The 474-nt window shown below is 63.9% G+C and carries 1 pseudogene; it reads right to left on the bottom strand.

Annotated elements, in window-relative coordinates:
• A pseudogene (locus CXZ10_RS21245) lies at window positions 1-474 on the bottom strand (ABC transporter ATP-binding protein); the annotation flags it as partial.

Here is a 474-nt window from a genome sequence, read left to right as displayed (position 1 = left end):
GAAGACGCTCATGGCGAACTCGGTGCGGCCGGCGCCCATCAGGCCGGCGATGCCCACCACCTCGCCGCGCTTGACGTTGAGGTTGATGCCGTTGGAGATCTTCCGATCGGAATGGATCGGGTGATAGGCCGTCCAGTTGCGCACCTCGAAGATGGTCTCGCCGATCTTCGGCACGCGCTTGGGGAAGCGGTCGGAGAGCTCGCGGCCGACCATGCCGCGGATGATGCGCGCCTCCGAGATCTTCTCGGCATGGCAGTCGAGCGTCTCGACGGTGGCGCCATCGCGCAGCACCGTGATCTTGTCGGCGACGCGGGAGATCTCGTTGAGCTTGTGCGAGATGATGATCGAGGTCAGCCCCTGCTTCTTGAACTCCAGGAGCAGATCGAGCAGCGCGTTGGAGTCGCTCTCGTTGAGCGAGGCGGTGGGCTCGTCGAGGATGAGCAGCTTCACCTTCTTGGACAGCGCCTTGGCGAT

The sequence above is a fragment of the Pleomorphomonas diazotrophica genome (assembly GCF_002844595.1).
GTDB classification, from domain to species: Bacteria; Pseudomonadota; Alphaproteobacteria; order Rhizobiales; family Pleomorphomonadaceae; genus Pleomorphomonas; species Pleomorphomonas diazotrophica.
The sequence above is the reverse complement of the archived record's forward strand: the minus strand, read 5'-3'. Positions and strand labels throughout refer to the sequence as shown.